At 62.6% G+C, this 26,443-nt stretch carries 23 protein-coding genes and 1 tRNA gene; 11 read left to right on the top strand and 13 right to left on the bottom strand.

Annotated elements, in window-relative coordinates; translation table 11 throughout:
- Window positions 1–106 precede the first annotated feature (106 nt).
- A complete protein-coding gene (locus B586_RS13650; protein WP_211141496.1) occupies window positions 107–799 on the bottom strand; it encodes a cutinase family protein in 693 nt (230 codons plus the stop codon).
- A 365-nt stretch (window positions 800–1,164) separates the two neighbouring features.
- On the opposite strand from B586_RS13650, the gene B586_RS20985 reads away from it, so the two are divergent.
- Window positions 1,165–1,560: a restriction endonuclease gene (locus tag B586_RS20985; RefSeq protein WP_168162544.1), complete on the top strand. Its 396-nt coding sequence runs from the start codon at window positions 1,165–1,167 to the stop codon at window positions 1,558–1,560.
- On the opposite strand, the gene B586_RS13645 is transcribed toward B586_RS20985, so the two are convergent.
- Both B586_RS13645 and B586_RS21440 read right to left on the bottom strand, forming a co-directional pair.
- Window positions 1,506–2,972 carry a hypothetical protein gene (locus B586_RS13645; RefSeq protein WP_168162543.1) on the bottom strand — a complete coding sequence of 489 codons (1,467 nt, stop codon included), beginning with the start codon at window positions 2,970–2,972 and terminating at the stop codon, window positions 1,506–1,508. The two genes, B586_RS20985 and B586_RS13645, sit on opposite strands and share 55 nt — an antisense overlap.
- 8 nt (window positions 2,973–2,980) lie before the next feature.
- Complete coding sequence (locus tag B586_RS21440) at window positions 2,981–3,301, bottom strand: FHA domain-containing protein (RefSeq protein ID WP_168162542.1); 321 nt, start codon at window positions 3,299–3,301, stop codon at window positions 2,981–2,983.
- A gap of 466 nt (window positions 3,302–3,767) precedes the next feature.
- Between B586_RS21440 and B586_RS13635 the strand changes: the two genes are divergently transcribed.
- Window positions 3,768–5,054 carry a sensor domain-containing diguanylate cyclase gene (locus tag B586_RS13635; protein WP_168162541.1) on the top strand — a complete coding sequence of 429 codons (1,287 nt, stop codon included), beginning with the start codon at window positions 3,768–3,770 and terminating at the stop codon, window positions 5,052–5,054.
- A gap of 342 nt (window positions 5,055–5,396) precedes the next feature.
- On the opposite strand, the gene B586_RS13630 is transcribed toward B586_RS13635, so the two are convergent.
- The 8 genes from B586_RS13630 to B586_RS13595 form a co-directional block, all read right to left on the bottom strand.
- Window positions 5,397–5,777: a type II toxin-antitoxin system VapC family toxin gene (locus B586_RS13630; RefSeq protein ID WP_054879672.1), complete on the bottom strand. Its 381-nt coding sequence runs from the start codon at window positions 5,775–5,777 to the stop codon at window positions 5,397–5,399.
- Window positions 5,774–6,016, bottom strand: a complete 243-nt coding sequence (locus B586_RS13625; protein ID WP_211141494.1) for an AbrB/MazE/SpoVT family DNA-binding domain-containing protein — start codon at window positions 6,014–6,016, stop codon at window positions 5,774–5,776. The genes B586_RS13630 and B586_RS13625 overlap by 4 nt, the downstream gene beginning before the upstream one ends.
- Before the next feature lie 269 nt (window positions 6,017–6,285).
- Window positions 6,286–6,714: a GNAT family N-acetyltransferase gene (locus B586_RS13620; protein ID WP_054879673.1), complete on the bottom strand. Its 429-nt coding sequence runs from the start codon at window positions 6,712–6,714 to the stop codon at window positions 6,286–6,288.
- 143 nt (window positions 6,715–6,857) lie between these two features.
- A complete protein-coding gene (locus tag B586_RS13615; RefSeq protein WP_047315757.1) occupies window positions 6,858–7,154 on the bottom strand; it encodes a helix-turn-helix domain-containing protein in 297 nt (98 codons plus the stop codon).
- A complete protein-coding gene (locus B586_RS13610) occupies window positions 7,151–7,495 on the bottom strand; it encodes a type II toxin-antitoxin system RelE/ParE family toxin (RefSeq protein WP_236971292.1) in 345 nt (114 codons plus the stop codon). Before B586_RS13610 ends, B586_RS13615 begins: the two co-directional genes overlap by 4 nt.
- Window positions 7,496–7,891: 396 nt before the next feature.
- The gene (locus B586_RS13605) at window positions 7,892–8,713 is read right to left on the bottom strand and encodes an RES family NAD+ phosphorylase (RefSeq protein WP_236971290.1); all 822 of its coding nucleotides are present in this window, start codon (window positions 8,711–8,713) and stop codon (window positions 7,892–7,894) included.
- Window positions 8,596–9,126, bottom strand: a complete 531-nt coding sequence (locus B586_RS13600) for an antitoxin Xre/MbcA/ParS toxin-binding domain-containing protein (protein ID WP_168162540.1) — start codon at window positions 9,124–9,126, stop codon at window positions 8,596–8,598. The genes B586_RS13605 and B586_RS13600 overlap by 118 nt, the downstream gene beginning before the upstream one ends.
- Window positions 9,127–9,667: 541 nt before the next feature.
- Window positions 9,668–9,741 (bottom strand) — tRNA-Arg (locus B586_RS13595).
- Between the two features lie 22 nt (window positions 9,742–9,763).
- On the opposite strand from B586_RS13595, the gene B586_RS13590 reads away from it, so the two are divergent.
- From B586_RS13590 to B586_RS13550, 9 genes are all read left to right on the top strand, one after another.
- Window positions 9,764–10,117, top strand: coding sequence for a hypothetical protein (locus B586_RS13590; RefSeq protein WP_054879677.1), 354 nt, complete (start codon window positions 9,764–9,766; stop codon window positions 10,115–10,117).
- A 267-nt stretch (window positions 10,118–10,384) separates the two neighbouring features.
- Window positions 10,385–11,860: a wax ester/triacylglycerol synthase family O-acyltransferase gene (locus B586_RS13585; protein ID WP_054880911.1), complete on the top strand. Its 1,476-nt coding sequence runs from the start codon at window positions 10,385–10,387 to the stop codon at window positions 11,858–11,860.
- Window positions 11,857–13,608 (top strand): HAD-IB family hydrolase/lysophospholipid acyltransferase family protein, encoded by a 1,752-nt coding sequence (locus B586_RS13580; protein WP_054880912.1) that lies wholly within the window; start codon window positions 11,857–11,859, stop codon window positions 13,606–13,608. Before B586_RS13585 ends, B586_RS13580 begins: the two co-directional genes overlap by 4 nt.
- A complete protein-coding gene (locus B586_RS13575; RefSeq protein ID WP_054879678.1) occupies window positions 13,605–15,932 on the top strand; it encodes a glycerol-3-phosphate 1-O-acyltransferase in 2,328 nt (775 codons plus the stop codon). The genes B586_RS13580 and B586_RS13575 overlap by 4 nt, the downstream gene beginning before the upstream one ends.
- A gap of 105 nt (window positions 15,933–16,037) precedes the next feature.
- Window positions 16,038–16,607 carry a single-stranded DNA-binding protein gene (locus tag B586_RS13570; protein WP_257720465.1) on the top strand — a complete coding sequence of 190 codons (570 nt, stop codon included), beginning with the start codon at window positions 16,038–16,040 and terminating at the stop codon, window positions 16,605–16,607.
- A 77-nt stretch (window positions 16,608–16,684) separates the two neighbouring features.
- Window positions 16,685–18,361, top strand: a complete 1,677-nt coding sequence (gene ettA / locus B586_RS13565) for an energy-dependent translational throttle protein EttA (RefSeq protein ID WP_047315734.1) — start codon at window positions 16,685–16,687, stop codon at window positions 18,359–18,361.
- Window positions 18,362–18,419: 58 nt separating this feature from the next.
- Window positions 18,420–23,273 (top strand): NAD-glutamate dehydrogenase, encoded by a 4,854-nt coding sequence (locus B586_RS13560; protein WP_054879679.1) that lies wholly within the window; start codon window positions 18,420–18,422, stop codon window positions 23,271–23,273.
- Window positions 23,270–23,686 carry an acyl-CoA thioesterase gene (locus B586_RS13555; protein WP_047315732.1) on the top strand — a complete coding sequence of 139 codons (417 nt, stop codon included), beginning with the start codon at window positions 23,270–23,272 and terminating at the stop codon, window positions 23,684–23,686. Before B586_RS13560 ends, B586_RS13555 begins: the two co-directional genes overlap by 4 nt.
- Window positions 23,683–24,345, top strand: coding sequence for a DUF8010 domain-containing protein (locus tag B586_RS13550; protein ID WP_156166339.1), 663 nt, complete (start codon window positions 23,683–23,685; stop codon window positions 24,343–24,345). Before B586_RS13555 ends, B586_RS13550 begins: the two co-directional genes overlap by 4 nt.
- Here the strand turns inward: B586_RS13550 and B586_RS13545 are convergent.
- On the bottom strand, window positions 24,342–25,928 hold the full coding sequence (locus tag B586_RS13545) for a glycoside hydrolase family 13 protein (protein WP_054879680.1): 1,587 nt from the start codon (window positions 25,926–25,928) through the stop codon (window positions 24,342–24,344). The two genes, B586_RS13550 and B586_RS13545, sit on opposite strands and share 4 nt — an antisense overlap.
- Window positions 25,928–26,314 (bottom strand): group 2 truncated hemoglobin GlbO, encoded by a 387-nt coding sequence (gene glbO, locus B586_RS13540; protein WP_156406893.1) that lies wholly within the window; start codon window positions 26,312–26,314, stop codon window positions 25,928–25,930. Before glbO ends, B586_RS13545 begins: the two co-directional genes overlap by 1 nt.
- Window positions 26,315–26,443 lie beyond the last annotated feature (129 nt).

Raw genomic sequence — 26,443 nt, 5'->3', positions numbered from 1 at the left:
TGGGCGCTGATCTGCCGACGCATCAGAACACGGCATCGACTGTCAGTGACCAGCCTGCGCAGCTCCGGCGGTCCCGGTGGTCACGGACAAGTCGCCGACACGTGCGCTAAAGGTGGCTCGCCACGAAAGTCGCGGCCTGACCGGGCATCCCGGACTGCTGATACGACAAGTGCGGCGCGGAGAACATCTCGTCATGCGAAGGCAGCGCCAAGGCCCCGCCCGGAGTGCAGATCGGGTCGTCGGGCGCGCACAAGTCGATGGCTTTAGCGCCATACCACGGGCTGATCGCGCTTATTGGTCCCCCCAGATATCTGCTCGTCGGATTCCCGAAGACGGCGACGGCAGCGACGTGTTCAGCCTCGTCCGCGGATAGCGTCGCGGCGTTAAAGCCCGCAACCGATGTTCGGGCGATGGTGATCAGATCTATCACCATCGCGCCTTGGGAATATCCGCCGAGCACCAGCTTGGTGTTGGGACAGGTAGCAACCATGGATTGAACATGAGCGTTCGCATCGCTGGCGCCCGTGGATGCAGACGGCGGCCAATCTTCGGTGGCGGGATAGTTGACGGGATACACCTCGACGGAGCGACCCTTAACCTGCGAGCGCAGTGAATCGACAAATGCCTGCCCGACCCCACCAACACCAGCTGGCTCGTTGGTGGCGCGGGCGAACGTCACCTCGACGTCCGGGCAGGGGGCAGCGGACGCGGGGGCGATAAGGGTTGATGCGCTTAGCAGGGTCGCCCCAGTTGTCACCACCGCGGCACCCAGCAAACGAGCGAATTGGCGTGCGTTCACGTCTCAATGCTGACACATCGCGACCGAAAGCGTACCGGCTAAGTCGCGCGACCTGCTTTCGCCGCCCGTGAGTGACGCTCCGCCCAATTTGAGCCAGGGCAGGCAGCTTGGGTGAGACGGCTCTCGTAGATGCGCTGTCAGTGTTGAGCTGAGCCAATCAGGACTCGCCGGGCGGATCGCCCTCTAGCCGGGCTACCGTGGTGGGATCGGGGCAGCCATGTGGACCATATAGGCCGGCATGCCTTGTTTTTGCCCCTGAAACTGCCGGAGGTTCTTTCCAATTGGCCAAGCCCCTTATGAGTCCGATGGTTGTTCAGTATCTGGTGGGTCTGTGCTGCGCAAAACGGGACCCTAACGCGGTCGCTATGACTGTTGGCGACATGGTGATGGACCCTGCCGCTGGCAAGGAACGTGATGGGGATGTCACGGTAAAGGTGGACGATCCGGAAAACGGGCGTTACGCCTTCAAGGCTTACGAGGTTAAGCACGAGTGCTCTTCTATCGACGTCGCAGAGGCCGAACAACTTTGCATAAAGCTTAAAGACATGGAGGGCGTTACTCATCGCGCGATAGTTTCGACGTCGGGCTATTCAGCTAGCGCGCAGTCGAAGGCTAAAAGCCATGGAGTTGAACTCTATCAACTGATCCCGTGGGATGGCCCGCTCGAAGAACAGTTCCCTGCCCTCGCACCAATGAAAGGGACTCTTCAAGAATACCCCGGCTCTATTACCGACACTGTGTCGTCTTCGTTGGCGGTGTAGACGGTGTGGGTAGTGGGATCGACGTCCACTGCAAAGGTGCTTTTGCCGATTCTGATTGCGCCGCTGACGGTGAGGTTTTTGGTGCCATCGATCACCGACAAGGTGCTGTCGTGGTTGGCGGTGTAGGCGGTATGGATAGTGGGATCGACGGTCACCCCGTAGGGACTGTTCCCAATGTGGATGGCGGCAGTGACGCGCTGGCTTTCAAGGTTGATCACGGACACGGTGCCCTCGGATTCGTTCGTGACGTAGGCGGTGTGGGTGGTGGGGTCGACGGCCACACCCCGCGGGTCGTGGCCGACGGGAATGGTGGCGGTGACGCTGAGGTTGTGGGTGTCGATCGCCGACAAGGTGCCATCGCTGCTGTTGGCGATGTAGGCGGTGTGGGTGGACGGGTCGACAGCCACACCATACGGGTTCTTGCCGACAGGGATGGTGGCGGTGACGCTGTGGCTGTCGAGGTTGATCACGGAGACGGTGTAGTCCCACATGTTGGCAACATAGGCTGCGTGGGTGCCATCATCGATCGCTACCCCCCACGGGTTAGTGCCGACTTTAACAGTGGCGGTAACGGCACCGCCGGCGGTGTCGATTACGGACACCGTGTCGTCGCGGTTGTTGGCGGTGACGGCGGTGTGGGCGGCGGGGTCGACTGCAATTCCCGTCGGGCCCTTGCCGACGCGGATGGTGCCAGTAACGGCGCGCCTGGCGATGTCGATCATTGACACCGTGCCATCCTGATAGTTGGCGGTGTAGACGGTGTGGCTACTGGGGACGACCGCTATTGCCTCGGGGCGTCTGCCGACGGTGATGGCGGCCACGATGCGTGCGATTGACGCCGTTGCCGGTTCGGGGACGGTGGCCAGGGGGTGGTGATGACGGTTGCTGAGCCAGCCGATAATCGCCGTGGTTGCAGCCAGGACGACGACCGTGGCAGTAGCGAGCAGGGCGATCCTGCGGTGTCGCGTGGTAGGTGGCTGTGCTGTTGTCGTGGTGGCAGCCGTGACAGTCGGATCCACTGCCACAGCAGGCTTGCTCATGGGAAACGTGTCGTTGTGGTGTGCCGGTAACGACTTGGTCGTCGTGGTGATGTTGGTCAGCGCCGCCGCCTGCTCTTCATCTGGCTCAATTGGTTGGTTGCGGAGGTGCGCGATGTGTCCCTGCGGCCAGCCCAAGGCCTCTTCGAGTTTGGCTCGGGTGGCGCGCCTTGGCCAGCGCCGCCCCTTTTCGAAGTCGATCAAGGAGCCGGCGCTCATAATGCCGCTTCTGGCCAGGTAGCGCTGCGGCAAGTCCAGTTCTTTGCGGCGCGCTGAGACGGCTGCCCCGGCGCGGGCGACACCAGGGTCCGTTTTCTCGGACTCGACGTCGTCGTTGTCGGCGGCAGTGTCTGGGTGCGGCTCAAAATTGTCCATGGTGAAGGTCACGCAATCCCGTGCGGATGTCCCGAATAGATCGTGGTGGGGCCCTTGATGGGGATCCGGCGTTGTCGGCTGCCGTCGATGAAGGTGCTGTCGCAGCGTTGGCCGATAGCGACCCATCCGGTCGGGGTGTGATCGAGGCGCATGCGGTTTCGCGAGAGCTGCTGGTAGTCGATATCTACGTGCGCGGTGGCATTGCGGCCAATGATGATCGGAGCTCGGTCTTGTTGCACGGTGTAGGTCTGATTGCCTATGTGAATGGCCAGGAAGGGGCGTTGAACGGCGGGCATCTGCATTGACCACTCACTCGAACGTTGCTGCACCACTGCTCCATCATAGGCAGCATAACCTCTTCGTTTGTGGCGATGTGCTTATGGAACAGACTTGAAGCAGTACGACTGAAGGTTGAAAGCTGCTTCTGGTCACGTGACCAGAAGCAGCTGGGGGTAGCTGGCTCGAAGATTAATCGAGCGCACCAGCGGTTTTACGATTGGCGGCGCGCTGTTCGAATGCTCCACCTCTCGGAAGCTGAAGCATTATTGATGCATAGTTGTTGCATCGCTGGTGGTTGTCTGTTTGAATCGGGTCCTGGCTAACGAGTCCAGTCGGAGCCTGGGCAGGTTCCGATGCAAACCTCATCCTGATGATCAGCCGCGAATAGGAGGGGGCAAGGTGATCCGTCAGCCCCGTGTACTGCTGGCTGGCGTTACCGGGGCTCCAATTGAGCGACTTCACGGAGCTCGTCGAGCGGGCATGGGCTGCCCGAACGTAAAAGAACAACGGGGGGCTTTGAGTTCAACGAGAAACTCGGACGCGGCAGATGACTACGCCGAGGATGTGCTTCGCTATCAGGCCGCTCTTATCGATCATGTCAGCGACGCCCTGATAGCTACCACATTCGACGGCATCGTCACGAGCTGGAATCCCGCCGCCGAGGCCGTTTACGGACTCTCCGGCGCACAAGCGCTGGCCCTGCCGGTCAGCAAAGCGGTCGGCGCCTCACTCGACCTATCAGCCGTCGTCAATGATGGTGGAGTTGTGCACACCACTCACTACACATCCGACGGTGAGGCCCTGGCGGTACGGGTATCTGTGGCGGCCATGGACAACGGATTTGTGCTCCTGTGTAGTGACCAGACAGCGATCCGTCGCGCCGAACAGCACTTCCAAACCGTCGTGAACTCACTGGAAGAAGGAATAGTCGCGATGGGTAGCGACGGCCGCATCGACTCAGTGAACCCCGCGGCCCTGCGCATCTTGGGCATCGATCATCCCGACGGCGTATATGAGTACGTTACGTGCGTCGAAACGTCTCCCCGCTGCGGATCTCACGAGCAAGCAATCGACTGCGGGCGGCGGTCGCTTTGCGCGCTGTTCCAGACACGTGAGCCCCAAACCGGCCACATTGTCTGCTTTGACCGCCCCGCCGATGGCCAACGGCGATGGCTGTCGGCAAACTGCAGACTGCTTAGCCCCGAGGATCCTCACGATTCGGCGGTCCTGTTCTCGATTGTCGATGTCACCACGCAACACAATGCGCGCGAAGAGCTGGCTTATGTAGCTGCCCACGATGCCCTAACCGGACTGCCCAACCACGCGCAGCTTGTCGCTAGCATCGGCAAGTACCTTCACTCAATCGACGAAAATACTTTGGGCGCGGTGCTCTTTATCGATTTGGACAACTTTAAGGCCATCAATGACACGCACGGCCACAGCGCAGGTAACCAGGTGTTGCAGGCAGTGGCGCAACAACTCCGGACTGTGCTGCGGTCGTCCGATATAGTCGCTCGGTTCGGTGGTGATGAGTTCGTCGCTCTAATCCTGGGCAAGATCACCGGTACTGAACTCGACAAACTCGCCAAGAGGATTCATACAGCGCTGGCCGAGCCGACCTGCCTCGCCGATGCCATGATCTCTCTGCGCGCGAGTATCGGCATCGTCGCGATCGAAGGCGACGACCCGCGCGACGGAGATCAGATTCTGCGCGACGCCGACACCGCGATGTATCAGGCGAAGCTCTCCGGCGGCGGAACCAGCTGCTACGACACCGAAGCGCCTCGCCAGCGAACTGGCTAAGCCGCGTCCTTCCCGCCGGGTGGAGTTCCCCACCCCTGATGTTTGAGCTTTACCCCCGGCACGACTCGAACGTGCGACTTAGGGATTAGAAGAGCATGCCAGCCCAGCCGGTTGAGGCGCCAAAAAAGGGGGGGCCTGAGCTGTCCATATATAGTCATTGGACACCACGCAATGTCACGGTGTCGCGGATTCACCGACCGAGCACCGACCACAGGCGGGCGTTGGTTTCCGGACTCGGAAACGAGGAAAGCCCTGGAATGGCTGGCAGGTTTTCGTCGCGCCCGTGCCGGCGCATCATCGAAGGTTGCAGGATTGCTGACCATTGTTATGCGGCTTGTTCCTTTACCGCAGCAGGCGGACCCGGATGGGTAGGTCGAGCTCCGACCACGCGCGGTCGGCGGTCAGTACCTCGGGGGGCGTGCTGCGCACCGTCAAGGCGAGGCAGCACCGATCACCCAACGACAACCCGCGTCCGCCGGCCAGGGACCGCATTGCCCCGGCCAATTCCGCGTCGGCTTCGGTCAACGGCTCAATCGTGACGCCGGCGGCGGCGAGCAATTCACGGACCCGGCTGACATCGAGGTCGGCGTCGACCATCTTGCCAATGACTTCCGCAAGGTTCGCTGCGCTTAGGGACGCAGAATTTAGTTCGGTTGCGACCAGGTCGGCGCCGGGCTCGTCGTGAACGAGAGCCAGCACTGCAGATGCATCCAGGATTGTCACTCGGCCTCAGCGGCTAGACGTCGGTCAGCAAGCAACTCCTCGACAAGTGAGCGATCCTTGGGAACTTCGGCTGCAAGGGCCCGTAGCTCAGTCACGGCGTCCTGTGGCCGTTCGAGCACCAGTCGCCGCCCAGTCACATGCAGGTGTAAGCGATCGCCGGGAGCCAGGCCCAACGCGGTTCGGATATCTGCCGGGATCACCAACCGACCTTGCTGGCCCAACATCAATGTGGCATCCATGTCCATATCGTGCCACGTATCGCATCAACGTGCCACAACGTGCGCTGCAGGATGACGTGCCCTGGGATGTCTGGGGTTGGTTTGTTTGACTTCTGGTCGCGACGTCCGTTGAAGGAGCCGTGTCCGTGACCACGCGTTACCCGGAGGAGTTCCGTACCAGATACTGACATCGATGCGGCACGGCATCACGGGATCTGTACCACACAATCGGATTGCGGTTCGTCAGCCCGTATCGCAGAGGGGGAATCGCTGCCTCTCCGAACCGATAATCACAGCAACTTGCGGAAGAACGTGGCCGACTCCTCGTAACCGATGGCAGCGTAAAAGCTGGCGGCTCGACGGGTCGCCAGCGACACATATGCGGCGCCCAGCGAGCGCGCCCAGTGCTCGACGCCCGACATCAACGCACGCCCGGCGCCGCGGTGACGTGCCCGTTGATCGACTATGAGTTCCTCGACCCAGGCGACCGGGCCGTTGGCGAACAACGTCGGGTGATGGCTGGTTAGCACATATCCGACCACGCCCTGGGTTGGTGAGTCGGCGACGAGCACCAAATTGCAGGGCGCAGCAAGCAACACGTCAAAGGACGTATCGAACACGAGCCGTTGGGGGACAAAGGAAGTCGCGAACTCCTGAGTCAACTGCCAGACGCGGTGACGATCGGCCGCTACGGCGCGACGAACGACGAGGTCGGACATACTGACTCCCCTTGAACTCTGTTTCATGGAGACTCGGGACATTGGCTTTCGACCAGGGGGTCGGTCCAGTGCAGCATAGAACCATGCTTCGAGGGCTCGACCTCCCTGTGCTGGTTGGCTTCTCGTGCGTTTCCTGGACGCAGTTACGCGACATCGATCGTGATCGTGAGGCGACGGCCGCACGCGCGCGCGAGGCGTTCCAGGAGGTCGACGGTTGGTGTTCGGGCGCCTGCCTCGATCGAGGCGATAGCCGATTGGGTCGTGCCCATGCGTCGCGCGAGTTCGGTCTGCGTCAGGCCGGCGGCTTCGCGGGCGCGATAGACCGTCTCAGCGAGGTCCATCGCCAGGCCGGCGGTCGCGTAGGCCTCGTCGAATGTGGCCCGATCCTCTGGGGGGAGTTCGGCGAGCAGTTGGTCTCGTCGCTGCTTGTAGTCGCTCATCTACTGCCTCCTCGGTGTCGCCGTAGCACATTCCGTGCCCGATGAATTTCCTTGCGTTCGTTGCTGCGTTGCTTGCGGAATGTGGTGAGGGTAATGATTCGCCGTTCGGGCTCGACCGTGTAGGTGATGCGTTGGTTCACCTGCTCGCATCGAAACCTCAACTCCCACAGCTCGTCGCCGAGTTTGCGGCTGTGTGGCATACGTAGCGCAAGGCCGCGGGCGACGAGCAGATCGAACGCTCGGAATGCCTGCGCCATACCCTTGGGTGATAGTGCGTCGAGCCACCGGTCGACCTCCTCGCTCAGTTCCACACGCCACAGCTGATCAGTCCGGTCCGCCACATCTTCGAACATAGCTTCTGCGCTATATATCGTCAATAGTATATCGCCTAGGCGTCGACAGTTTCGTACGTTTAGCGGGCTACACCGCCGCTAGTTGTCTGCCACGCTGCCGCGATCCAGGCATTGGACCTAGCGCAAGGCTCAGCGCAAATTTCGAAGGATGAAGGAGGGACCTGTCAGCCGCACAAGGGAAAAGAAACGTTGATTACATGCAGAGCTTGTTCATGGATAATGATGATTTATCCACCATTCAGCGAAATGCGATGCGGGACAGTGTGTTGCGAACCGCACCGGTGTGTTGGTGTTTGACGTCGCGTTCGCACAGTGTGGCACCGAACAGGTCGACTCCGTGTGAAGTTCGTCGTTCTCGAGTACGCGATTGGCGAGGCGGCGGTGTCAGGGGTCGAGTGCTTCTTTCTTACACTCGTTGCATTCGCTGGAAGTCACTGTGGTGATGCTAATTTGGCGTCGGCGCAGCTGTACCTGTAGTCGTGGAAGGACTCGTGGGTCGTTGAGCGCGATGTCTTGTTGATTGCCGTCAGCGTGCACGACTTCGACGTCGGCATCGCAGTCCCATAGTGCTAGTGCCTGGCCGCTGTTGTAGCCCGATCGGTAATGAATGCCGGTGATTTCGGGTCCAATGGGTTGGTTTTCGTAGATGGCGCGGGCCCACTGCTGTGTTAATGAGCGGGCTTCGTTGCCGTCGCCGAGGGCGGGCAGCGCGCCGATCGCCATGGCCGCGCCTTTTGCCGCAAGGTTGAACATCGCCAGGGTGGTGGTTGGGGCGATGATGGCAACCCGGTAGTTGGGACAGATCGCGGCGATGCCCGCGTCGCCGAATACTTCGCATGCCGAAGTCGCCAAGTCCTCGCCGACGTAAAGGATCCGTCGGCCCGTCATGTCAACGACCGGAGGATTTGCGGGGTGGTGATGGTCAAATCGCGCCGTTGGCCCGTAGCACCGGAAGCTGACGCCGTCGGGTGTGTACCTGCCTTTGTGATACACGCGACACCACCACCAGCGCACTGGGGGCTGCGGCGGGTTCCACCGCCAGACCCGACTCGCTCTGGGTAACGGGCGTGACGGTGGGCCGAGCTTTCTTACCACCCGGCCGCGGTCAGGTTGCGCACGACCTTGATGACCGATGCGCTGCCGCTCGCGATCGTTTCCTCGCGCGGGGTGCGCCCGTCGAATTCTGGGTTTGGTCGCATCATCCATCGCGACAGGCTCACGGGTCCGCCCGGAAAGGCCGCCTGTAGAACATTCAGATCGGGTAGCGTACCGGTGGTGTTGTCCGGGTCGAATTGCCAACGAGGCAGCCGCCATTCACGGCCCACCTTGATACCGACAAGCTTTCGTGATTCGAGTTTGTCGGTGACGCTTTGCGGGCTGATTCCCAGCAATTCGGCGGCTGCTTCCCTGCCTATGCTGTTCGCGGCGAGGTCGCGTCGTTGCGCGAACTGATTGGTGAGATCGGCAACGACTGCCTCGGCTGCGGTCACCGAGTCTGGCGCCGGCCCCCAGAAGCGCTCATCGAGGCCGTCGTCGGACGATACCGTCACCGCCTCCGCTAGCCGCGCAAGCTCGGATTCGTCGGCTTCGTTGACCAAAGCCTCCAACTCGGCGCGCAATCGAGACTTGTCATCGGAGCCGGGATCAACCGGTGACGGTGCTTCGTCGACCTTCTCGACCGCGACGATGGCCAGTCCGGCGTTCTGCAGCGCCCGCTCGAGTTGATCGCGTCCGGGGATGTCCCACGGCAGATTCTTCGGGAGTCGGCGAGTACCCCGGCTACCGAGATTCCAGCCATGTCTGCAGGTTACGCAAGATATGCTACTTACGCCAGCACGGGCCCTGGTTCGGCATGGTGGTCAGACTGGCGGTGCCGTTGAGTGCGCCGTGTCGTTTGTGCTGAAGGTTGGGAGTCGAGGTCTGGCGGCAGCGGATTGGGGAATGCGCCGGAATTAGCGGGCGACGACGCTGAACCACGCGGGTCTGTTACCAACGGATCTGGACGGCATCTCCGACTAGACGCCGCGGCGCGGTTGACTATCGCCAGCCAGGGTGCGTCATCTGATGCCAACCCATTACCGACCAAAGGCGCCGACCAGAACAAGCCAAGACCACGCGGCGGGTACCTGAAAACCATCGCTGACCTGCATCAACAGCGAGTGCCCCCGGCACGACTCGAACGTGCGACCTAGGGATTAGAAGGCCCTTGCTCTATCCACCTGAGCTACGGAGGCAATACGCAGGTCAGTCTATCCAATGGCAATCGTCGGTCGATTCCGCCCGCGCAACGCCCACGAGATGCCTTTCCTCGCCGCGGTTACCGGTGATGGTGTGTGCCTCGATACCCCGCTCGGGCCGGCGCCCGTCGCTGCGCGGTTCGCCCTATGCGGCGAGTGGACTGGCCGCGAGCTTTCCCCGCAAATCGTGACCGGTATGTGCAGTCACGGCTATCGCCTGTTGCTACGACGTGAGCTGCGCAGCGCGGATCACGTACGCGAAAACACGCCGACTACGGTGGCGACCCCGAGCGGTTCACGGCGTCGCCGATTTCGTACGCGCACACGAGGCGCCATCGTTCATGACGTGCGGCACGGCGAGAAGATCCGTTAGCTCGCGAGTGGACCGGTCGCCCCTGTCGGCATCCCCAGCCGGCTGAATCGAGTGGCGACTCCGCCGAGTCGCCCCAACCCGGCTGCCCATCACAAAGTTTCGTATGCCAGCATTCCAGCACCCGTCGGATGCGGGATCCGCACTTGTAATCGGCTTTCACCAGCGGGTGAACCCGACTAGCGTTGGATAGGCAATCGGGCGGGCGGGACTGAATGCGGGAGGCGTGATCGGCGGTGACAGCGTACTGGTGTGCGTGGGGTTGTGCTCATGGCTGACTCCGTCGAGGGCGTTGGACCGTCCGACGTGTTGGGACCGCTCGACTATCTGCTGCATCGGGGCGAGGCAAATCCACGGACCCGCGCCGGGATCATGGCGGTGGAGCTCTTGGACATCACGCCGGACTGGAATCGGTTCCGGAACCGGATCGAGGACATCTCCCGACGGGTGCTGCGGCTGCGGCAGAAGGTCGTCGTGCCCACATTGCCGACCGCCGCACCGCGCTGGGTGGTGGATCCCGACTTCGACCTGGACTTCCATGTGCGCCGGATGCGTGTTCCCGAACCAGGTACGTTGCGTGAGGTATTCGATCTCGCCGAAGTGATCCAGCAGTCACCGATGGACGTGTCGCGGCCGCTGTGGACGGCAACCCTGGTCGAGGGTCTGGCGGCCGGCAAGGCTGCGATGCTACTGCAGATCAGCCATGCGATCACCGACGGTGTCGGCAGTATCGAGATGTTCGCCGAAATGTATGACTTGGAACGAGATCCGCCAGCCAGACCTAGGCCCCCGCAACCCATTCCGCAGGATCTGTCGCGCAATGATTTGATGCGGCAGGGCATCAACCACTTGCCGGTCGCCCTGGTTGACGGCGTCGTGGGCGCGCTGTCTGGGGTGGTATCGGTGGCCGGGCGGGCAATTCTGCGACCCGCGTCGACTGTGTCGGGAGTCGTCGGCTACGCCTTGTCGGGGATCCGGGTGCTGAACCAGGCCGCCGAGCCGTCCCCGTTGCTGCGCCGGCGCAGCCTGGCCACCCGCACCGAGGCAATCGAGATCCGGCTCTCCGACCTGCATAAGGCCGCGAAAGCGGGCGGTGGATCGATCAACGACGCTTATCTGGCCGGCTTGGCCGGTGCCTTGCGCCGCTACCATGACGCACTTGGTGTGTCGATCAGCACGCTTCCGATGGCGGTGCCGGTGAACGTACGGGCCGAAGCCGATGCCGCTAGTGGCAACCGGTTCGTCGGCGTTAATCTGGCGGCACCGCTCGGTACCAAAGATCCCGCGGCCCGGATGCAGAAGATTCGTGCGCAGATGACGCAGCGCCGCGACGAGCCTGCAATGAACATCATCGGTTCCCTCGTACCGTTGATAACGGTATTGCCGGCACCGATGCTGGATTTGATCGTTGGCTCAGTGGTCGGCTCCGACGTGAATGCCAGTAATATTCCGTCCTACCCCGGGGACACCTACTTCGCGGGTGCAAAAGTCTTGCGGCAGTACGGTATTGGCCCGCGGCCCGGTGTGGCGATGATGGCGGTGTTAATGTCTCGAGGTGGGTTCTGCACGATCACTGTGCGCTACGATCGGGCTTCGGTGAAAAGCGAGGCGTTGTTCGCCCGGTGCCTGTTGGAGGGTTTCGACGAGGTCCTGGCGCTCGCCGGTGACCCAGCACCGCACGCGGTGCCGGCATCCTTTGCTGCGCGGTCCGCCGGTTCGCCGGCGGGATGGGTGTCGAGCTCATGAGTGCCGCCGACGAGAGCGGGACCCCCAAGTCCGCGCCGGAAATGCGCTTGCCCGGTTCGGTCGCCGAGATCCTCGCCAGTCCAGCTGGGCCCCAAGTCGGGGCGTTTTTCGACCTGGATGGGACGTTGGTTGCCGGCTTTACCGCGATCATCCTCACCCAGGAGCGTCTGCGACGCCGCGATATGGGTGTGGGAGAGCTGCTTTCGATGGTTCAGGCTGCTTTGAACCATACGCTCGGGCGGATCGAGTTCGAGGACCTTATCGGTAAGGCCGCGTCGTCGCTGGCCGGGCGAGTGATAGACGACTTAGAAGAGATCGGCGAGCGGATGTTCGTTCAGCGGATCGAGTCCCGGATCTACCCGGAGATGCGTGAGCTGGTGCGAGCGCACGTGACTCGCGGCCACACTGTGGTGCTCAGCTCGTCGGCGCTGACCATTCAGGTTAATCCGGTAGCCCGTTTTCTCGGGATCGCCAACATGCTCACCAATAAGTTCGAGACCAATGAAGACGGATTGTTGACCGGCGGCGTGGTCAAGCCGATCTTGTGGGGGCCTGGCAAAGCCGCTGCGGTACAGCGGTTTGCGGCCGAGCGCAACATCGACCTCAAAGACAGTTACTTCTACGCCGACGGTGACGAGGACGTCGCGCTGATGTACCTGGTCGGCAATCCACGGCCGACTAATCCCGAGGGCAAGATGGCCGCCGTTGCTAAGCGCCGCGGCTGGCCGATCTTGAAGTTCAACAGCCGTGGCGGCGTCGGCATCGGAGCGCAGTTGCGCACACTTGCCGGCCTGAGTTCGGTGTTCCCGCTGGTGGCCGGCGCGGTGGGAATCGGTGCGCTGACCCGTAGCCGGCGGCGGGGCGCCAACTTCTTCACCTCCGCCTTTCCCCAGTTGGTCCTCGCGGCCGCGGGGGTGCATCTCAATGTGATCGGGAACGAGAACCTGACCGCGCAACGTCCGGCCGTGTTTATCTATAACCACCGCAACCAGATTGATCCGCTCATCGCCGGTGTGCTGGTGCGCGACAACTGGATTGCGGTGGCCAAGAAGGAGTTGGCAAAGAACCCGATCATCCGCGCGCTCGGCAAATTAACCGACGGTGTGTTTATTGACCGGGACGATCCGGTCAGTGCGGTGGAGACGCTGCACGCGGTCGAAGACCGGGCCAGGAAGGGACTCTCGATTCTGATGGCCCCAGAAGGCACCCGGTACGACACCACCGAAGTCGGGCCCTTCAAGAAGGGGCCCTTCCGCATCGCGATGGCGGTCGGGATCCCGATCGTCCCGATCGTGTTCCGCAATGCGGAGATCGTCGCCGCTCGAAACTCCAACACAATCAATCCGGGCACGGTCGATGTCGCGGTGTTGCCGCCGATTCCAGTCGATGACTGGACTCTTGACACGTTGCCGGACCACATCGCCGAGGTGCGTCAGCTGTATCTGGACATTCTGGCCGACTGGCCGGTCGACGAACTGCCCAAGATCGGTTTGTATGCCCGGGCGACAAAGGCGGCGGCGAAAAAGGCGGAGCCAAAAAAAGGCGGCCGAGCCCCGGCCGCCAAGACCACCGCTAAGAAGACAGCGACCAAGGCCACGGCAGCCAAGACGGCGAAAAAGACTGCTACCAAGGCTGTTACCAAAAGGACGTCGACGACCACCGCGAAGACGCCGGCCAAGGCGAACCCGAAAGTGTCGAAGGTCGCTCCCCAAGACCTCGCCGTGAAACAGCCCAGAGAGCGGCCGTGACCGAACCGGCCGTAGAAATCAGCTCAGTCCTTACCGGTGAAGACACGCTGGTGCTAGCGTCCATGGACACTCCGGCGGAAATTGAGCTGGTCATGGATTGGCTGCGCCAGCAGCGTGCCCGCAACCCGGACACCAAGTTCGACGTGTTGAAGCTGCCTCCGCGCAACGCAGCGCCCGCGGCGCTGACAGCCCTTGCTGAGCAGCTCGAATCCGGCGAGGACCGGTCGGTTGTGCCGGTGCGTGTTTTCTGGGTGCCGCCCGCGGAGCGCAGCAAAGTGGCCAAGGTGGCCGGGTTATTGCCCGGCCGGGATCCCTACCATCCCAACCGACGCCAGCAGCGCCGCATCCTACGAACCGACGCCCGGCGCGCCCTGGTGATTGCCGGCGAGTCCGCTAAAGTGTCCGAACTCCGCCAGCACTGGCGCGACACCACTGTTGGAGAGAACAAGCGCGATTTCGCTCAGTTCGTTACCCGCCGCGCCATCTTGGCGATGGAACGCGCCGAGTACCGCATCCTCGGACCACAGTACAAGTCTCCGCGGCTGGTGAAGCCAGAGATCTTGGCGTCCACGCGGTTTCGCGCTGGCCTGGAAAAGATCTCGGGCGCAACCGTGGAAGAAGCCGGAAAGATGCTCGATGAACTTGCCACCGGGTGGAGCAGGGCGTCCGTCGACCTTGTTTCCGTGCTCGGCAGGATGCTCAGCCGCGGCTTCGAACCCGAGATCGACTACGACGAATATCAAGTCGCGGCGATGCGCGCGGCGTTGGAAGCTCATCCGGCGGTGCTGCTGTTCTCGCATCGGTCCTACATTGACGGCGCGGTGGTGCCGGTGGCGATGCAGGAGAATCGGCTACCACCGGTGCATGTGTTCGCCGGCATCAACCTGTCGTTCGGGTTGATGGGGCCGCTGTTACGCCGCTCCGGCGTCATCTTCATCCGTCGCAACATCGGCGACAACCCGCTCTACAAGTACGTCTTGCGTGAATATGTCGGCTACATCGTCGAGAAGCGTTTCAACCTGAGCTGGTCGATCGAGGGCACTCGATCGCGTACCGGCAAGATGCTGCCACCCAAACTCGGTTTGCTGAGCTATGTGGCCGACGCGTACCTGGACGGCCGCAGCGAAGACATCCTGTTGCAGCCGGTGTCGATCAGCTTCGATCAGTTGCACGAGACCGCCGAGTACGCCGCCTATGCTCGCGGCGGCGAAAAGACGCCCGAGGGCGTCGCCTGGCTGTACAACTTCATCAAGGCGCAGGGCGAACGCAACTACGGCAAGATCTATGTCCGTTTCCCGGAAGCGGTCTCGATGCGGCAGTACCTGGGCGCGCCGCACAGTGCATTGGTCCACGATCAGGACGCCAAACGGCTTGCGCTGCAGAAAATGTCGTTCGAAGTTGCGTGGCGGATTCTGCGTGCGACGCCGGTGACGGCGACGGCGTTGGTGTCCGCGTTGCTGCTGACCACTCGTGGGGTGGCCTTGACGCTCGATCAACTGCACCACACGTTGCAAGAATCACTGGATTATCTGGAACGCAAGCAGACTCCCGTGTCGACGAGTGCGCTGCGGCTACGTTCGCGCGACGGCGTGCGCGCTGCGGTTGACACATTGTCCAGCGGACATCCGGTCACTCGGGTTGATAGCGGTCGGGAGCCGGTGTGGTACATCGCACCCGGCAATGAACACGCCGCGGCGTTCTACCGCAACTCGGTGATACATGCCTTCCTGGAGACCTCGATCGTCGAACTGGCCTTGGCGCACGCCAGGCATGTCGAGGGCGACCGTATGGCGGTGTTCTGGGCGCAGGCGATGCGGCTGCGTGATCTGTTGAAATTCGATTTCTATTTCGCCGATTCGGCGGCGTTTCGCGCCAACATCGCCGAAGAAATCGCCTGGCACGAGAATTGGGAGGCGCGGGTATCCGGCGATGGTGATGAGATCGACGCGATGCTGCTGACCAAACGACCGTTGATCTCGGACGCGATGCTGCGGGTGTTTTTCGAGGCGTACGACATTGTCGCCGACGTGTTGCGCGATGCCCCGGCGAATATTGGCCAGCAGGAACTGACGGAGTTGGCGCTCGGGGTCGGACACCAGTACGTGGCACAGGGCCGGGTCCGCAGCAGCGAATCGGTGTCGACGCTGCTGTTCGCCACCGCGTACCAGGTCGCTGTCGATCAGAACCTGATAGCGCCCGCTCCGGATCTCGCTGAACGCCGGCTGGCTTTCCGACGGGAGCTGCGGAACATTCGGCGAGATTTCGACTACGTCGAACAGATCGCGCGCAGCCGGTTCATCGTCCGTGAGTTCAAATCGCGTTAGTGACGCTTGGACCGCTCGGTCGACTGATCCACAGTCGCGTGTCTTTCCACAGGGTCAGCGGGTGCGGGCCCGTGCTGTCCCTCGTTGTCGGTAGCGCCGCGCTGAATGGCCATCGGAAGGGCCAACGCGTCCCGGCCCAAAGACGACAACAGAGCAAGCAACGAAGGGAATGAGCCAGTGTTCGAAACGCCGTTAACCGTAGTCGGTCACATCGTCAACGACCTGCAACGCCGGAAGGTGGGCGGTCAGGAGGTGGTCAAGTTCCGGGTGGCCAGCAATTCTCGCCGTCGCACCGGTGATGGCGGCTGGGAACCCGGAAATTCGCTGTTCATCACCGTCAACTGTTGGGGAAGATTGGTCACCGGGGTCGGTGCCGCGTTGGGTAAGGGCGCACCGGTGATCGTGGTCGGCCACGTCTACACCAGCGAGTACGAGGACCGGGACGGCATACGCCGTTCGTCGTTGGAGATGCGGGCCACGTCGGTAGGTCCGGATCTGTCGCGGGTGATTGTGCGCATCGAGAAACCCGCGTACACCGGTCCGAACGGGGACTCCAGCCCCACGGCCGCCGGTGCTGTTACCGGAGCTCCCGACGGGGATCCCGCCGCCGGGGCCGATCCGAGCCCGGCCGGCGAAGCCGCTACTGGGCTCGACGCATTACCCATGTCGGCTTAGGGGCCGAATTGCGGCTGTGGCGTCGTGCCTAGGATGGTCGCGAATAACTCTGCAGACCAGAAAGGCAATACGGCGGCATGGCTGAGTTCATCTACACGATGAAGAAGGTCCGCAAGGCGCACGGTGACAAGGTAATCCTCGACGACGTTACGCTGAGCTTCTTCCCTGGAGCCAAGATCGGTGTCGTCGGCCCGAATGGTGCCGGTAAGTCGAGCGTCTTGCGGATCATGGCCGGTATGGACAAGCCGAACAACGGCGACGCGTTCCTGGCTACCGGCGCCAGTGTCGGCATTCTGCAGCAGGAGCCGCCGTTGAACGAGGAAAAAACGGTTCGCGGCAACGTGGAAGAGGGCTTGGGCGACATCAAGATCAAGCTTGACCGTTTCAACGAGGTCGCCGAATTAATGGCCACCGACTACTCCGACGAGTTGATGGAAGAGATGGGCCGGCTACAAGAGGAACTGGACCACGCCGACGCGTGGGACCTCGACTCGCAACTGGAGCAGGCCATGGACGCGCTGCGCTGCCCGCCGCCCGACGAACCGGTCACAAACCTGTCCGGTGGGGAGCGGCGTCGGGTGGCGCTGTGCAAGCTACTGCTGTCCAAACCCGACTTGTTGCTGCTCGACGAGCCGACTAACCATCTGGACGCCGAAAGCGTGCAGTGGCTCGAACAGCATCTCGCCAGCTACGCCGGCGCGATTTTAGCGGTCACCCACGACCGCTACTTCCTGGACAACGTCGCCGAATGGATCCTGGAACTGGATCGTGGCCGCGCATATCCCTACGAAGGCAACTACTCCACCTACCTTGAGAAAAAAGCTGAGCGACTGGCCGTACAGGGCCGCAAGGACGCCAAGCTACAAAAGCGATTGACCGACGAACTGGCCTGGGTCCGGTCCGGAGCCAAAGCCCGTCAAGCCAAAAGCAAGGCGCGTCTGCAGCGCTACGAGGAGATGGCTGCCGAGGCTGAAAAGACTCGTAAACTCGATTTCGAAGAAATTCAAATCCCAGTCGGACCACGCCTGGGCAACGTGGTGGTCGAGGTCGAACACCTCGACAAAGGCTACGACGGACGCACCCTAATCAAGGACCTGTCCTTCACCTTGCCCCGTAACGGCATTGTCGGGGTCATCGGCCCCAACGGGGTCGGCAAGACCACACTTTTCAAAACCATCGTGGGGCTCGAGCAGCCGGACAGCGGCACTGTCAAGGTTGGCGAGACCGTCAAGCTGAGCTACGTGGACCAGACCCGCGCCGGTATCGATCCGAAGAAGACCGTGTGGGAAGTGGTCTCAGACGGGCTGGACCACATCCAGGTCGGCCAGACCGAGGTCCCGTCGCGGGCCTATGTTTCGGCGTTCGGATTCAAGGGCCCCGATCAGCAGAAGCCAGCCGGGGTGCTCTCCGGTGGCGAGCGAAACCGGCTGAACCTTGCGTTGACGCTCAAGCAGGGCGGCAATCTCATCCTGCTGGACGAGCCGACCAACGACCTCGATGTCGAGACCCTGGGTTCGCTGGAGAACGCGCTGGTGAATTTCCCCGGTTGCGCGGTGGTGATTTCGCACGATCGCTGGTTCCTCGATCGCACGTGCACGCACATCCTGGCGTGGGAAGGCGACGACGACAACGAGGCGAAGTGGTTCTGGTTCGAGGGCAACTTTGGTGCCTACGAGGAAAACAAGGTGGAACGGCTCGGTGCCGAAGCCGCGCGTCCGCACCGGGTAACTCACCGCAAGTTGACGCGCGACTAATGTCAGCTTCGCCAGCGCTGGTATCCCGGGGGGTCGGAGTGAGTTGGGAGCAAACGGCATGACGATCGATCCCGGGGCTACGCACGTTGCTGAGCCATGGACAACGTTCACGCAGGGTGCGGACGTACCCGACTGGATCTCCAAGGCATACATCGACAGCTATCGTGGCCCGCACGGCGACACACGCGAAGCCCCGGAAACCAGTCGGGTCGACCCCGGCTCCTTGGTGACGCCGGCCATGCTCAGCGCGCACTATCGTCTCGGCCAGCGTCGGCCGACCGGTAGGAACTGTGTCTGCGTCTATCCAGCAGACGACCCCACAGGGTTTGGGCCCGCGCTGCAGGTCGTCACCGACCACGGCGGCATGCTGATGGATTCCATTACCGTGTTGCTGCACCGACTCGGGGTCACGTATACGGCCATGATGACCCCGGTGTTCGAGGTGCGTCGCAGCTCGACGGGGGAGTTGCTCAGCGTTGCACCTCAAGCCGCTGGCACCGCACGCAACCTCGGCGAAGCCTGGATCTACGTCCAGCTGGTGCCTTCCGTGGATAGTAAATCCCTCGCCGAGGTTGAACAGCTGTTGCCCAGGGTCCTGGTCGACGTTCAACGGGTTGCCGCTGACGCAGCAGCGTTGAGCGCCACCTTGAGCGGCCTGGCCGCGGACGTCGAAACCAACAAAGAAGGCCATTTTTCGGCCTCTGACCGTGACGATGTCGCGGCGCTGCTGCGCTGGCTGGGTAACGGAAATTTTCTGCTTTTGGGGTACCAGCGCTGCCGGGTGCATGACGGTCTGGTCTCCGGCGACGGGTCGAACGGCCTCGGCGTGCTGCGCGCCCGCACGGGTTCACGGCCGCGGCTGACCGACGATGACAAGCTGCTCGTCTTAGCGCAAGCCGCCGTCGGCAGCTATCTGCGCTACGGCGCATACCCGTATGCCATCGCGGTCCGCGAATACGACGATGGTGGGGACGGCGGCATTATTGAGCACCGCTTCGTCGGGCTTTTCACTGTCGCCGCTATGAACGCAGATGTCCTGGAGATCCCGTCGATCTCCAGCCGGGTTCGTGCGGCGCTTGCGCTGGCCGAAAGCGATCCCATTCATCCGAATCAGCTCTTGCTCGACGTCATCCAGACCGTCCCGCGCTCGGAGCTTTTCACGCTGAGCGCTGAACGGCTTTTCGCGATGGCCAAAGACGTGGTGGATCTGGGATCTGCGCGGCGCGCGTTGTTGTTCCTGCGCGCGGATCGGTTGCAGTACTTCGTCTCCTGCTTGGTTTATGTGCCCCGCGATCGCTACACCACAGGGGTGCGGCTGCAGATCGAGGACATCCTCGTTCGCGAATTCGGTGGTACACAAGTGGAATTCACTGCACGAGTTAGTGAATCACCTTGGGCACTAATGCATTTCATGGTCCGACTGTCGGAAGGCTCTGCGACCGGATCGGTTGACGTCTCGGACGACAACCGGATCCGGATCCAGGCGATGTTGAGCGAAGCCGCGCGGACATGGGCTGACCGGCTGATCGCCGCCGCGGCGGCTTTGTCTGAGGGTTCGGTCTCGCACGCCGACGCCGAGCACTACGCGGCCGCGTTCTCCGAGGCCTACAAACAAGCCGTCACCCCGGCCGACGCGATCGACCACATCGCCATCATCAAAGAGCTGGCCGATGATTCGGTCAAGCTGGTGTTCTTCGAGCGCAACGCGGATGGGTTCGCCCAGCTGACCTGGTTCTTGGGTGGGCGTAGCGCCTCGCTGAGCCAGCTGCTCCCGATGCTGCAAAGCATGGGCGTCGTCGTGCTCGAGGAGCGACCGTTCACCGTCACCCGGCCCGACGGCTTGCCGGTATGGATCTATCAGTTCAAGATCTCACCGCATCCGACAATCCCGCTGGCGTCGACAGCGGACGAACGGGCGGCTACCGCAAAACGATTCGCCGATGCAGTTACCGCGATCTGGCAGGGTCGTGTTGAGATCGACCGGTTCAACGAGCTGGTGATGCGTGCACGGTTAACCTGGCAGCAGGTCGTGCTCCTGCGTGCCTACGCGAAGTACTTACGGCAGGCGGGGTTCAACTACAGTCAGTCCTACATCGAATCGGTGCTTAATGAGCACCCCTCCACGGCTCGATCACTGGTCGCATTGTTCGAAGCGCTCTTCGATCCCAGCCCGCCGGGTTCGTCTACGAGCCGCGATGCGCAAGCGGCTGCCGCCGCCGTCGCTGCGGACATCGATGCCTTGGTGAGCCTGGACACCGACCGCATCCTTCGTGCCTATGCATCCCTGGTTCAGGCCACCCTGCGAACCAATTACTTTGTGACACACGAAAGTTCGGCTCGCAGCAAGGATGTGCTCGCCCTCAAACTCAATGCCCAGCTGGTCGACGAGCTGCCGCTGCCGCGCCCCAAGTTCGAGATCTTCGTGTATTCGCCCCGGGTCGAGGGTGTGCACCTGAGGTTCGGTGCGGTGGCGCGTGGCGGGCTGCGCTGGTCGGACCGCCGCGACGACTTCCGCACCGAGATTCTGGGTCTAGTCAAGGCGCAGGCGGTCAAGAACGCCGTTATCGTGCCGGTCGGCGCCAAGGGCGGGTTCGTGCTCAAGCGGCCGCCGCTGCCCACCGGCGACGCCGCCGCCGACCGCGACGCGACGAGGGCCGAAGGCGTTGCCTGCTACCAGCTGTTTATCTCCGGGCTGCTCGACATCACTGACAACGTCGACCACGCCACCGGAAAAGTTAGCGCGCCGCCCCAGGTGGTGCGGCGTGACGGTGACGACGCCTATTTGGTGGTGGCTGCGGACAAAGGCACCGCCACCTTCTCCGACATCGCCAACGATGTCGCCAAGTCCTACGGGTTCTGGCTGGGTGACGCCTTCGCCTCCGGTGGATCGGTGGGCTATGACCACAAGGCCATGGGCATTACTGCCAAAGGTGCGTGGGAGGCCGTCAAACGACACTTCCGGGAGATGGGGGTGGACACCCAGAACGAGGACTTCACCGTTGTGGGCATTGGCGACATGAGCGGCGACGTGTTCGGTAACGGCATGCTGCTGAGCAAGCACATTAGGCTGATCGCCGCCTTCGATCATCGGCACGTTTTCCTCGACCCAGACCCCGATGCCGCGGTTTCGTGGGCCGAACGACAGCGGATGTTCGATCTGCCGCGGTCCAGCTGGGACGACTACAACAAGTCGTTGATCAGCGAGGGCGGCGGCGTGTACAGCCGCGATCAGAAAGCCATCCCGGTCAGTCCGCAAGTCCGCGCTGCCCTCGGCATCGACGGTGACGTCACCGAAATGGCCCCACCCAACTTGATCCGGGCGATTCTGCAGGCACCGGTGGATTTGCTGTTCAACGGCGGCATTGGCACTTACATCAAAGCTGAAGCTGAATCCGTTGCCGACGTCGGTGATCGCGCGAACGATCCGGTGCGAGTCAACGCAAATCAGGTGCGCGCCAAGGTTATCGGCGAAGGTGGCAACCTCGGGGTTACCGCGTTGGGCCGCGTCGAGTTCGATCTGTCCGGCGGACGGATCAATACCGACGCGTTGGACAACTCTGCCGGCGTGGACTGCTCCGACCACGAGGTCAACATCAAGATCCTGATCGACTCGCTGGTCACCGCCGGCAAGGTCAGGGCCGAGGAGCGTAAACACCTGTTGGAGTCGATGACCGACGAGGTCGCGCGGCTGGTGCTCACCGATAACGAGGACCAGAACGACTTGATCGGCACCAGCCGCGCCAACGCGGCTGGCATGCTCTCCGTGCACGCGATGCAGATCAAGTACTTGGTGGATGAACGCGGAGTCAACCGCGAACTGGAAGCGTTGCCGTCGGAGAAGGAGATTGCGCGGCGATCCGAGGCCGGCATCGGCCTTACCTCCCCCGAGCTCTCGACGCTGATGGCACACGTCAAGCTGGCACTCAAAGAGCAGATGTTGGCCACCGAACTGCCGGATCAGGATGTCTTCGCGTCAAGGCTGCCGCGATACTTCCCGAAACCGCTGCGCGATCGTTTCACCCCGGAAATCCGCTCGCACCAGCTGCGCCGCGAAATCGTCACCACCATGCTGATTAACGATCTGGTGGACACCGCCGGCATCAGCTATGCCTTCCGGATCACCGAGGATGTCGGTGTCGGGCCGATTGACGCGGTACGCACCTATGTCGCCACCGACGCCATCTTCGGTGTGGATGACGTGTGGCGGCGCATCCGCGCGGCGAACTTGCCGGTCGCGCTGTCGGATCGGATGACGTTGGATACCCGTCGGCTGATCGACCGCGCTGGACGGTGGCTACTCAACTATCGGCCGCAGCCGTTGGCCGTCGGCGCCGAGATCAACCGATTTGCGGCGAAGGTTCAGGCGCTAACGCCGCGAATGTCAGAATGGTTGCGCGGTGACGACAAGGCCATCGTCGAACAGGACGCCGCGGAATTCGCGGCGCAGGGTGCGCCCGAAGACTTGGCTTACCGGGTCGCGGTCGGGCTGTACCGCTACAGTCTGCTTGACATCATCGACATCGCCGACATCACCGAGATCGACACTGCCGAGGTCGCAGACACCTATTTCTCCTTAATGGACCGGCTGGGCACCGACGGATTGCTCACGGCGGTGTCCGAGCTACCCCGAAAGGATCGCTGGCATTCGTTGGCGCGCTTGGCGATTCGTGACGACATCTATGCTTCGCTGCGGTCGTTGTGTTTCGATGTGCTAGCCGTCGGGGAGCCAGACGAAAGCGGCGAAGAGAAGATCGCCGAGTGGGAACACATCAGCGCTTCCCGGGTGGAACGGGCACGCCGGACGCTCACCGAGATCCATGCCAGCGGCGAGAAGGATCTCGCGACGTTGTCGGTCGCGGCACGGCAGATCCGCCGCATGACTCGCACCAGTGGACGCGGGTCGTCGGGGTGAGTGTTGCGGGGTTCGTTGCCGCCGTGCCGGTCCGGTGGTCGGACATCGACATGTATCAGCACATCAACCACGCGACGATGGTCACGATTCTCGAAGAGGCGCGTGTTCCGTTTCTCAGAGACGCTTTTGGTGCCGATATCACGTCCACTGGTTTGCTGATCGCCGACGTCCGGGTCACTTACAAGGGTCAGCTGCGACTGACCGATTCGCCATTGCAGGTGACGATATGGGTGCAGCGGCTGCGTGCGGTGGATTTCACGCTCGGCTACGAGGTGCGGTCGGTCAACGCTGATCCCGAGTCCAAACCTGCCGTTATCGCCGAGTCGCAGCTGGCCGCGTTCCACATCGACGAGCAGCGGTTGGTGCGACTCTCTCCGCACCACCGGGAGTATCTGCAACGGTGGCAGCGATAACTGAGCGGGGACTGTGGCTGGGCCCAGAAGCTAGGGCCGCCCACCGCGCGGACCTGGCCACGTTCGTCGATCACGCGATACGGCTCGACCAGGCTGCGGTTATCCGACTCCGCGCGCGATCTGCCGGGTTGCTGACGGCATGGGTGGCAACCGGTTTCGACGTGCTAGCCAGCCGCGTGGTGGTCGCCAAGGTACAGCCCAACGATTTGTCGGTCGGCGCAAACGAATTGGCGCGCGGCCTGTCCGCAATGGATGCCTCGGGCTATGTTGATCCGGGCTTCTCGATGGACTCAGCGTGGCGCGGTGCGTTGCCTCCGGAATCCGGCTTCATTCATCTCGACGACGTACCGGCCCGGGTGATGCTGGACCTGGCGCAGCGTGGCGCGCGACTCGCTAAGGAACACAGCAGTTCCCATGGTCCGCCGATTTCCCTGCTCGACCAGGACGTCATTCAAGTCAGCTCTGGAGACGTCAGTGTGGGGCTACCCATGCGCTGTGTGTTCGCTTTGACGGCAATGGGTTTCCTGCCGCAGTCACCGGAGGCGATCGACGCCGACGAAATGATTCGGGTCCGCATCCTCCCTGCATGGTTGCGGCTGGACGCCCGGTTCGGCTCGGTGTATCGACGCCGCGGCCATCCGGCGCTGGTTTTGCGTTAGTGCGCTGAAACCAGCCAGGCCGCGGCGTCTGGCGGCAATTGGCCGCCTACCAGTGGAGCGCTGGCAAGCATGAGTTCCCCCGCCGGCAGCTCCATCGCACGGTCGCTGGCATTCAAGGCGCACACCAGCCCGCCGCCACGGCGCCGGAATATCAGCGCATCGCGTGGCGCGGTCAGCCACTCTATTCCGCTCCCATCGAATTCAGCTCGCTCCCTGCGTAACTCGAGCATTTGGTGGAAGAACGACAATGTCGAATCGGCGTCGGTGCGTTGTTTTTCGACGGTCAGCGCCGCCCAGTCGGTAGGTATTGGCAACCAAGTGTCGGCAGACGCGGAGAATCCGAACGGGGGAGCGACGCCTGACCAGGGAATCGGAACCCGACACCGGTCGCGGCCACGTTCGGTATGTCCCGAGCGCTCCCACGTCGGGTCCTGCAGCGCCGCGTCAGGCAGGTCCACGTCGGGCAACCCCAGTTCCTGACCGTTGTAGATGAACACCGCGCCCGGTAGCGCAAGCATCAGCATGGCCATGGCCCGCGCCCGGCGCAGTCCTTTATCGCCGCCGCCATAGCGGGTGACTTCCCGGCCTACGTCGTGATTGGCCAGCGTCCAGGTCGGGATCGCGTTTTCGATTGACGTGGCCGTCAGTGAGTTCTGCACCGCGTCGTGGATGGCGGCAGCGTCGAAGTCGGCTTGCGCCAGGCGGAAATTGAAGCCGAGATGCAGTTCGTCGGACCGCAGATATTCGGCCCACCGGGCGTTGTCGGTAACCCACACCTCGCCGACGGTCACCGCGCCGGGATAGTCGTTGACGACCGTGCGGATGTTGCGGTGAATCGCGTGCACGCTCGGGTGGTTGAAGCGCGGGTCGTCGTCGGTATGGTGCAACACCCTGATCTCGTTTACCTGCGAGTCCGGCAGGCCGGGCGGCTTGGCCATCCCGTGCGCCACATCGATGCGGAAGCCATCCACGCCGCGTTCCAGCCAGAAGCGCAGCGTTTTCTCGAAGTCGTCGAAGACATCTGGGTGATCCCAGTTCAGATCGGGCTGCTCAGCATCGAAGAGGTGCAGATACCACTGGCCGGGGGTGCCGTCGGGTTCGTCCACCCGCGTCCAGGCCGGCCCGCCGAACACCGACTCCCAGTTGTTCGGCGGCAGCAGCCCGTCGGGGCCGGCGCCGTCGCGAAAGAAATAGCGATCGCGAGTGGCGCTGCCGGGGGCGGCGGCCAGCGCCGCCTGAAACCAAGGATGCGCCGAACTGGTGTGATTGGGCACCACGTCCATGGTGACCTTGATGCCGCGCTGGTGTGCTGCGGCGATCAGCCGCTCGAAAGCGGCCAGCCCGCCGAACAACGGGTCGATGTCACGAGGATCGGCGACGTCGTAGCCATGGTCGGCCATCGGCGAGACGGTGATGGGGTTGATCCAAAGCGCGTCGACACCGAGCAATTCCAGGTACCCCAGCCGGGCCGTCAAGCCGTCCAGGTCGCCCACCCCGTCGCCGTTGCTGTCGGCGAACGACCGCGGATAGACCTGGTAGAACACTGCGGTCGACCACCACGGCTGGGTCTCATGGCCCGACATCAAAACGCGGAGTTCACGAGGGAGTGGGCGGCCATCTCCAAGTAGCCGAGCAACTCCCGACGGTGCTCGTCGTCGAGGGTATGCGAATCGATGGAGGCGACGGCGGTGTGCATGCACCGCAGCCAGGCGTCGCGCTCGATGGCAGTGATCCGGAAAGGGGCGTGACGCATCCGCAACCGCGGATGGCCGCGCTGGTCTGAGTACGTTCGCGGGCCACCCCAGTACTGCTCGAGGAACATACGCAATCGTTCTTCGGCGCCGGCCAGGTCGTCTGCGGGATACAGCTCACGCAGTATCTCGTCTTCGGGCACCTGCGCATAAAAGCGCGACACGATCGCATTGAAGGTCTCGGCCCCGCCGATAGCGTCGTAGAAGGACTGCTGCACCTGATCCATCCCCTCCATTGTGGTGCATCGCCCGGGTGGTAAGCGGAGGCGGGCTTGAGCTGGTAGGTGGCTCCTGGTGTTCATCAGATCGACACGGCATACACCTGGCGATTGGCGTGCGGTCGGCGG

Origin of the sequence: Mycobacterium haemophilum DSM 44634 (assembly GCF_000340435.2) — a bacterium.
Taxonomy (GTDB): Bacteria; Actinomycetota; Actinomycetes; order Mycobacteriales; family Mycobacteriaceae; genus Mycobacterium; species Mycobacterium haemophilum.
Note: the sequence above shows the minus strand (reverse complement) of the source record. Positions and strands in the feature narration are given on the sequence as shown.

Bases quoted from the DNA above. Each gene is read 5' to 3' on its own strand.
- B586_RS20985 (WP_168162544.1), top strand. From the start codon at position 1,165: ATGACTGTTGGCGACATGGTGATGGACCCTGCCGCTGGCAAGGAACGT.
- B586_RS13645 (WP_168162543.1), bottom strand. From the start codon at position 2,972: ATGGACAATTTTGAGCCGCACCCAGACACTGCCGCCGACAACGACGAC.
- B586_RS13625 (WP_211141494.1), bottom strand. From the start codon at position 6,016: ATGGATGCCACATTGATGTTGGGCCAGCAAGGTCGGTTGGTGATCCCG.
- B586_RS13620 (WP_054879673.1), bottom strand. From the start codon at position 6,714: ATGTCCGACCTCGTCGTTCGTCGCGCCGTAGCGGCCGATCGTCACCGC.
- B586_RS13615 (WP_047315757.1), bottom strand. From the start codon at position 7,154: ATGAGCGACTACAAGCAGCGACGAGACCAACTGCTCGCCGAACTCCCC.
- B586_RS13605 (WP_236971290.1), bottom strand. From the start codon at position 8,713: ATGGATGATGCGACCAAACCCAGAATTCGACGGGCGCACCCCGCGCGA.
- B586_RS13590 (WP_054879677.1), top strand. From the start codon at position 9,764: ATGGCAATCGTCGGTCGATTCCGCCCGCGCAACGCCCACGAGATGCCT.
- B586_RS13585 (WP_054880911.1), top strand. From the start codon at position 10,385: ATGGCTGACTCCGTCGAGGGCGTTGGACCGTCCGACGTGTTGGGACCG.
- B586_RS13580 (WP_054880912.1), top strand. From the start codon at position 11,857: ATGAGTGCCGCCGACGAGAGCGGGACCCCCAAGTCCGCGCCGGAAATG.
- B586_RS13570 (WP_257720465.1), top strand. From the start codon at position 16,038: ATGGCCATCGGAAGGGCCAACGCGTCCCGGCCCAAAGACGACAACAGA.
- ettA (WP_047315734.1), top strand. From the start codon at position 16,685: ATGGCTGAGTTCATCTACACGATGAAGAAGGTCCGCAAGGCGCACGGT.
- B586_RS13560 (WP_054879679.1), top strand. From the start codon at position 18,420: ATGACGATCGATCCCGGGGCTACGCACGTTGCTGAGCCATGGACAACG.
- B586_RS13545 (WP_054879680.1), bottom strand. From the start codon at position 25,928: ATGTCGGGCCATGAGACCCAGCCGTGGTGGTCGACCGCAGTGTTCTAC.